The sequence below is a fragment of the Streptomyces justiciae genome (genome assembly GCF_015163075.1).
In the GTDB taxonomy this organism is placed as follows: domain Bacteria; phylum Actinomycetota; class Actinomycetes; order Streptomycetales; family Streptomycetaceae; genus Streptomyces; species Streptomyces justiciae.
Map to the genome: position 1 here is coordinate 518889 of NZ_JADDXU010000006.1, position 6610 is coordinate 525498.

At 68.2% G+C, this 6610-nt stretch carries 8 protein-coding genes; 4 read left to right on the forward strand and 4 right to left on the reverse strand.

The window, feature by feature from the left end; translation table 11 throughout:
- Nucleotides 1-117 precede the first annotated feature (117 nt).
- Nucleotides 118-906 (reverse strand): hypothetical protein, encoded by a 789-nt coding sequence (locus IQ210_RS20255; protein ID WP_228047998.1) that lies wholly within the window; start codon nt 904-906, stop codon nt 118-120.
- A 139-nt stretch (nt 907-1045) separates the two neighbouring features.
- On the opposite strand from IQ210_RS20255, the gene IQ210_RS20260 reads away from it, so the two are divergent.
- The 3 genes from IQ210_RS20260 to IQ210_RS20270 all read left to right on the forward strand — a co-directional run bounded on the left by IQ210_RS20260 (nt 1046) and on the right by IQ210_RS20270 (nt 3407).
- Entirely contained in the window at nt 1046-1843 is a 798-nt protein-coding gene (locus IQ210_RS20260; protein WP_059197192.1) for an ABC transporter ATP-binding protein, read from the forward strand.
- A gap of 49 nt (nt 1844-1892) precedes the next feature.
- Nucleotides 1893-2324: an NfeD family protein gene (locus tag IQ210_RS20265; RefSeq protein ID WP_194080449.1), complete on the forward strand. Its 432-nt coding sequence runs from the start codon at nt 1893-1895 to the stop codon at nt 2322-2324.
- Between the two features lie 132 nt (nt 2325-2456).
- Entirely contained in the window at nt 2457-3407 is a 951-nt protein-coding gene (locus tag IQ210_RS20270) for an SPFH domain-containing protein (protein ID WP_194080450.1), read from the forward strand.
- A gap of 71 nt (nt 3408-3478) precedes the next feature.
- On the opposite strand, the gene IQ210_RS20275 is transcribed toward IQ210_RS20270, so the two are convergent.
- The 3 genes from IQ210_RS20275 to IQ210_RS20285 form a co-directional block, all read right to left on the reverse strand.
- On the reverse strand, nt 3479-3985 hold the full coding sequence (locus tag IQ210_RS20275) for an HNH endonuclease (protein WP_194080472.1): 507 nt from the start codon (nt 3983-3985) through the stop codon (nt 3479-3481).
- Between the two features lie 156 nt (nt 3986-4141).
- The gene (locus IQ210_RS20280) at nt 4142-4681 is read right to left on the reverse strand and encodes a YbhB/YbcL family Raf kinase inhibitor-like protein (RefSeq protein WP_194080451.1); all 540 of its coding nucleotides are present in this window, start codon (nt 4679-4681) and stop codon (nt 4142-4144) included.
- Nucleotides 4682-4725: 44 nt separating this feature from the next.
- On the reverse strand, nt 4726-5508 hold the full coding sequence (locus tag IQ210_RS20285; protein ID WP_194080452.1) for a sporulation protein: 783 nt from the start codon (nt 5506-5508) through the stop codon (nt 4726-4728).
- A 168-nt stretch (nt 5509-5676) separates the two neighbouring features.
- Between IQ210_RS20285 and IQ210_RS20290 the strand changes: the two genes are divergently transcribed.
- Entirely contained in the window at nt 5677-6318 is a 642-nt protein-coding gene (locus IQ210_RS20290) for a DNA-3-methyladenine glycosylase (protein ID WP_194080453.1), read from the forward strand.
- Nucleotides 6319-6610 lie beyond the last annotated feature (292 nt).

Here is a 6610-nt window from a genome sequence, read left to right on the forward strand (position 1 = left end):
GTGGGTCCACTCGCCGTAGCTGCGGGCAGTCGTGCCGCTGGGGCGGCACGGGTGGGCGCAGCGGCACCCCGCCAACGCGGGCGAGTGAAACCCCGCCCACTTCAGCCACAGCCCCGCTCAGCGCACCCCCCGCTCCAGCTCCTCCACATACGCGTTGTACGCCGCGACCTGCGCCCGCCGAGCCACCCGCTCCACCGGCCGCAGCGCAGCGGAACGTGCCGCCATCTCGCCGGCCGTCACCGCACCCCCGTGCCCGTTCTCATACGCCACGGAGATCAACAACCCCACCCGCTGCGCAAGCTCCAGCACCCGCACCGCCCGCGGCGGATACCCCGGCGCCAACACCTCCCGCCCCCGCTCGGCCCGCGCCCGGTACGCATCGATCGCCGCCTCCGCCACCGGCCCCGACCCGGCCACATCCAGCCGCGTCAACACCTCGGTCGCCTCCCGAAGGGCCTCCGCCAGCTCCCGCTCCGCCTCACCCAGCGACGGCACATCGGCGGGCGAAGCCTCCCGCACCGGCAGCACATGCCACACGACCTCGACATGCACATCGCCGTCAGGCCCGGCCTCGTACACCTCCGGCACCAACCCGAGCGCGGCCCCGTGACAGATCACCGCCTCCTCGGCCTCCAACGCCCGCGCGTTGAACTCCGGCGGTCCACTCAGCCCCAGCGGATGCCCCGACGCCGGCAGCGCCACCCGCAACCCGGTCACCCCGAGCGCCCGCAACCGCCCCAACGCCAGCGTCAGCCCGACCGGCCCCGACTCACCGGGCAGCCCCTCCACCCGGTGCACCGCGTCGTCCCCGACAGCGGCGAGCACGGCGTCGTCAGGTGACACAAGTCCGGCCAAAAGGGCGTTTCCCCAAGCGGCAAGGCGTCCAGAGCGAGGTTCCGAGAGCATGCCCCCACCCTAAGGACCGGACCGATGGAATGGACCGCCCGACCGGTGGCGTAGATTTCCTTGAGGACTGCGCCCACCGCGCGCACGCCACAGCCGAGACGCCGAGACCGGTCACACTGCAAGGGGAGACAACGCGCTCATGAGCGATGTTCTGGAGCTTCAGGACGTATCCGTGGTCCGTGAGGGCCGGGCTCTGGTGGACCAGGTCTCCTGGTCGGTCAAGGAGGGCGAGCGCTGGGTCATCCTCGGCCCCAACGGCGCCGGCAAGACCACCCTCCTGAACGTCGCGTCCAGCTACCTCTACCCCAGCAAGGGCACCGCGACCATCCTCGGCGAGACCCTCGGCAAGCCCGGCACCGACGTCTTCGAACTGCGCCCCCGCATCGGCGTGGCCGGCATCGCCATGGCCGACAAGCTCCCCAAGCGCCAGACCGTCCTCCAGACCGTGCTCACCGCCGCGTACGGCATGACGGCCGGCTGGCAGGAGGAGTACGACGAGATCGACGAGCAGCGCGCCCGCGCCTTCCTCGACCGCCTCGGCATGAGCGACTACCTGGAGCGCAAGTTCGGCACGCTCTCCGAGGGCGAGCGCAAGCGCACCCTCATCGCCCGCGCCCTGATGACCGACCCCGAGCTCCTCCTCCTCGACGAGCCCGCCGCCGGCCTCGACCTCGGCGGCCGCGAGGACCTCGTACGCCGACTCGGCCGCCTCGCCCGCGACCCGATCGCCCCCTCGATGCTGATGGTCACCCACCACGTCGAGGAGATCGCCCCCGGCTTCACTCACGTCCTGATGATCCGTCAGGGCAAGGTCCTCGCCGCGGGCCCGCTGGAGCTCGAACTCACCTCCCGCAACCTGTCGTTGTGCTTCGGCCTCCCGCTCGTCGTCGAGCAGGTCGGCGAGCGCTGGACGGCACAGGGCCTGCCGATGGCCTGACGCCCTCGCGCCCTGTCCGCGGCACGACCCGCGGTCCTACCATGACCATGTGAACGACATCGACGCATGGGTGTGGTGGCTCATCGGCGCGGCCGCGCTCGGAATCCCCCTCGTGGTGACGGCGATGCCGGAGTTCGGCATGCTCGCGGTGGGCGCCGTCGCCGGCGCGATCCTCGCAGGTCTGGGCTTCGGCGTCGTCGTGCAGGTGCTCGCTTTCGTCGTCGTCTCGGTCGCCCTCATCGGCGTCGTACGGCCCATCGCCGCCCGGCACAGCGCGCAACGACCCCAACTCGTCTCCGGCGTGGAGGCGTTGAAGGGCAAACAGGCGGTCGTACTGGAACGCGTGGACGGCTCCGGCGGCCGGATCAAGCTGGCCGGAGAGGTCTGGTCGGCCCGCGCTCTCGACGCCGGCCGCGCCTACGAAGTAGGACAAGAAGTGGACGTCGTGGAGATCGAGGGAGCGACCGCGATCGTCATCTGACCTCGTACGACTCAACTGAACCGAACAGCCCCCGAGTTGCTCGACGGTCTGTCAGACTCGACCAGCAAGATCTTCAACAACCATAAGATCTTCCGAAAGCGCCGAGGCGGAGAAGGGTACGGGGAAGCGACGATGGAACCGGTCATCATCGTCTTGATCATCCTGGTGGTGTTGGTCTTCATCGCCCTGATCAAGACCATCCAAGTCATCCCACAGGCCAGCGCCGCCATCGTCGAGCGCTTCGGCCGTTACACGCGGACACTCAATGCGGGCCTCAACATCGTCGTCCCGTTCATCGACACCATCCGCAACCGCATCGACCTGCGTGAACAGGTCGTCCCGTTCCCGCCCCAGCCGGTGATCACCCAGGACAACCTGGTCGTGAACATCGACACGGTCATCTACTACCAGGTGACGGACGCGCGGGCCGCCACCTACGAAGTCGCCAGCTACATCCAGGCAATTGAGCAGCTGACGGTCACCACGCTCCGCAACATCATCGGCGGCATGGACCTGGAGCGGACCCTGACCTCCCGCGAGGAGATCAACGCGGCCCTGCGGGGCGTCCTCGACGAGGCGACGGGCAAGTGGGGCATCCGCGTAAACCGCGTGGAACTCAAGGCGATTGAGCCGCCCACCTCCATCCAGGACTCGATGGAGAAGCAGATGCGCGCCGACCGCGACAAGCGCGCCGCGATCCTCACGGCGGAAGGTACGCGCCAGGCCGCCATCCTCACCGCCGAGGGTGAGAAGCAGTCCCAGATCCTGCGCGCCGAGGGTGAAGCCAAGGCCGCGGCCCTGCGCGCAGAAGGCGAGGCCCAGGCCGTCCGTACGGTCTTCGAGGCGATCCACGCCGGCGACCCCGACCAGAAGCTGCTCTCGTACCAGTACCTCCAGATGCTCCCGAAGATCGCCGAAGGCGACGCCAACAAGCTCTGGATCGTCCCCAGCGAGATCGGCGACGCCCTCAAGGGCCTGTCCGGCGCCATGGGCAACTTCGGCCCCCTGGGCGGCGGTTCGGGAGGCGGCGGCTCAACGGGCAACGGTGGCGCGGAACGCAGGGAAAAGCCGCCGATCGACTGAGACCGGGAAACGACGACGGGGCTCGCCTTCTTGAGGAAGGCGAGCCCCAAAGTCTTTGGTGGGCAACGGCGTTACGCGGCCTCCACCGCCAACCAGTCCGGCAGCGCCTGGAAGTCGTCGGCCCCCAGCGACAGCAACATCGCATCGGCCGGCGTCGGCTCGAACGGCTGCCTCAGCAACGGCATCCCGGCCTGCTCCGGAGTCCGGTCCGCCTTACGGTGGTTGTCCTCCGCGCACGAGGCCACCGTGTTCAACCACGAGTCCTGGCCACCCTGCGCCCTCGGCACCACGTGGTCCACGGTCGTCGCCCTGCGCCCGCAGTACGCGCACCGGTGCCGGTCCCTGATCAGCACACCCCGCCTCGACCACGGAGCTTGTCTTCGGAACGGCACCCTCACGTACCTGCACAGGCGGATCACCCGGGGCGCCGGTATGTCCACCGCGGCTCCGCGCATCCGCAGTTCGGGGTGAGACTGCTCGACAACGGCCTTGTCCTGAAGCACCAGAACGACGGCTCGGTTCAACGTCACCGTCGACAGCGGCTCGAAGCTCGCGTTCAGTACCAGCGTGTCCCGCATGACCAGCCCACCTCCTGCGCTCACCCGCCCACCTCCTTGGCGGGCTGGGATCAACTCTGGCCGGGCACGCCGAGATGGACAACGAAATAAAAGTGCCCGCCCCTGATCACTTCCAAGACCAGGGGCGGGCAAACGTTCCATGAACGCTCGGATCGCTCAGCTCTGTTCGGGGTTCTCGAACTCACCGATCAACTGGGCACGCCCGAGCGTGTGGAACCGCAGATTGAAGCCGACGACGGCGGGAGAGGCATCGGCATCCGGACCGAGCTTCTCCTGGTCCACCGCGTACACCGTGAAGACGTACCGGTGCGGACCGTCCCCGGGCGGCGGCGCGGCACCACCGAAGTCCTTGCTGCCGTAGTCGTTGCGCGCGTGCACGGCACCTTCGGGCAGCCCCTCGAACTTGCCGCTGCCCGCACCCACCGGCAGCTCGGTCACCGAGGCGGGGATGTCGAACACGACCCAGTGCCAGAACCCACTGCCCGTGGGGGCGTCGGGGTCGTAGCAGGTCACGGCGAAGCTCTTGGTCTCGGGCGGAAAGCCCTCCCACCGCAGCTGCGGCGAGGTGTTGCCGGCCGCGTAGACCTGAGCGTCCTTGAGCGTCGCCCCTTCCTCGATGTCCTCGCTCGTCACCGTGAACGACGGGACGGGCGGGTGGAAGTCATGGGGGAGAGGCCGCCGCTTGAGCTCGGACACCTCGGTACCTCCTGATCGATTGCCGGAAATCAGCAATCCCGAGCCTAGAACCAGTTGCGCTTGCTGCCGACCTCGGACAGCCACTGGTTGAGGTAAGCCGCCCAGTCGGTGCCCTGGTAGTCGTTGAGCCCCACCTGGAAGGACCGGAAGGTGTCACTGCCCTCGCTGAACAGCCCCGGCTTCTTGTCCATCTCCAGGACGACGTCCATGGCGCTCTGATCGGCCACGAAGCTCAGCTCGACCTGGTTCAGACCCCGGTACTGCTGCGGCGGGAAGAACTCGATCTCCTGGTAGAACGGCAGCTTCTGCCGCGTACCCCGGATGTGACCGCGCTCCATGTCCGCGTTCTTGAAGCGGAAGCCCAGCTGGATGAAGGCGTCGAGGATCGCCTTCTGCGCCGGCAGCGGGTGCACGTTGATCGGGTCCAGGTCACCGGAGTCCACGGCACGCGCGATCGCCAGCTCGGTCGTCACACCGATGCTCATCCCGCGCAGCGCCTGACCGTCGATCATCGTGATCGGCGTCTCCCACGGGATCTCGAGCCCGAACGGCACCGCGTGCACGGCCCCGGCCTGGAGCTCGAAGGCACCACCGAGCCGCACCTTGGTGAACTCGATGTTCTGCTTGTACTCCTCGTCGCCGCTCTCGACCTCGACCTTGGCCTGGAGCCCGACCGACAGCCCCTCGATCTCCTGGTTCACGGACCCGCCCTGGATCCGCACCTCACCCTGGACGACACCACCCGGCACGACGTTGACCTCGGTCAGCACCGTCTCGACCGAAGCCCCGCCGGCACCCAGGCTCGCGAGCAGCTTCTTGAACGCCATGACTCTCCCTATACGTCGTCCTGCTTCGCGCGCGTCCCACGCGCGCGTAGATCCTCGATCCCTACAAACGCGATCCGACCGCGGCCGGTTCCGCGCCCTCACCCTTGCAAGGCGAACGCCCCGTGACCACCCCGTCGCCGCCACCCGTCTGCACTACCCTCGGACGGCATGATCGCGACCCCCGACCGTACGCCCCTCCCACGCGAGTTCTTCGACCGACCCGTACTGGAGGTCGCCCCCGACCTCCTCGGCCGCATCCTCGTACGCACCACCCCGGACGGTCCGATCGCCCTGCGCCTCACGGAGGTCGAGGCATACGACGGCCAGAACGACCCCGGCTCCCACGCCTATCGCGGCCGCACGGCCCGCAACGGCGTGATGTTCGGTCCGCCCGGTCACGTGTACGTCTACTTCACCTACGGCATGTGGTTCTGCATGAACCTGGTGTGCGGTCCGGACGGCAGGGCGAGCGCGGTCCTGCTCCGCGCCGGCGAGGTGATCGAAGGCGCCGAGCTCGCACGTAAACGTCGACTCTCGGCCCGAAATGACAAGGAACTGGCCAAAGGGCCCGCACGCCTGGCCACCGCCCTGGGCGTGGACCGCTCCCTCGACGGCACGGACGCGTGCACCTCCGCCGACACCCCCCTGAGGGTCCTGACCGGCACTCCGGTCCCCTCCGACCAGGTACGCAACGGCCCACGCACCGGAGTCTCGGGCGGCGGGGGCGTCCACCCCTGGCGCTACTGGGTCGCCAACGACCCGACGGTGAGCCCTTATCGGGCCCATACGCCGAGGCGTCGGTCAAGTTGACGCGCCCTTGCGAGGTGCGTAATGTAGCCCGAGCCGCTTGAACCGGGTACGGCGATCGCCTGCAGCCGGAAGCGGCCAAACCACTACCTACGACATCCTCTCAGCGAGGGTGAATTCGACGTGCCCGCATGCTCGAATTCGAACTCTCTGAACTCGATTATGAGTTGGCGAGAGGATGGGCTAACGTAGTGAATGTCGAAAGGCCGACAGGCGAAAGCCAGAAGCCTCCGGCAAATCCCGCCGACAGGGAATCGGACGCCGAAAGGATCTGATAGAGTCGGAAACGCAAGAT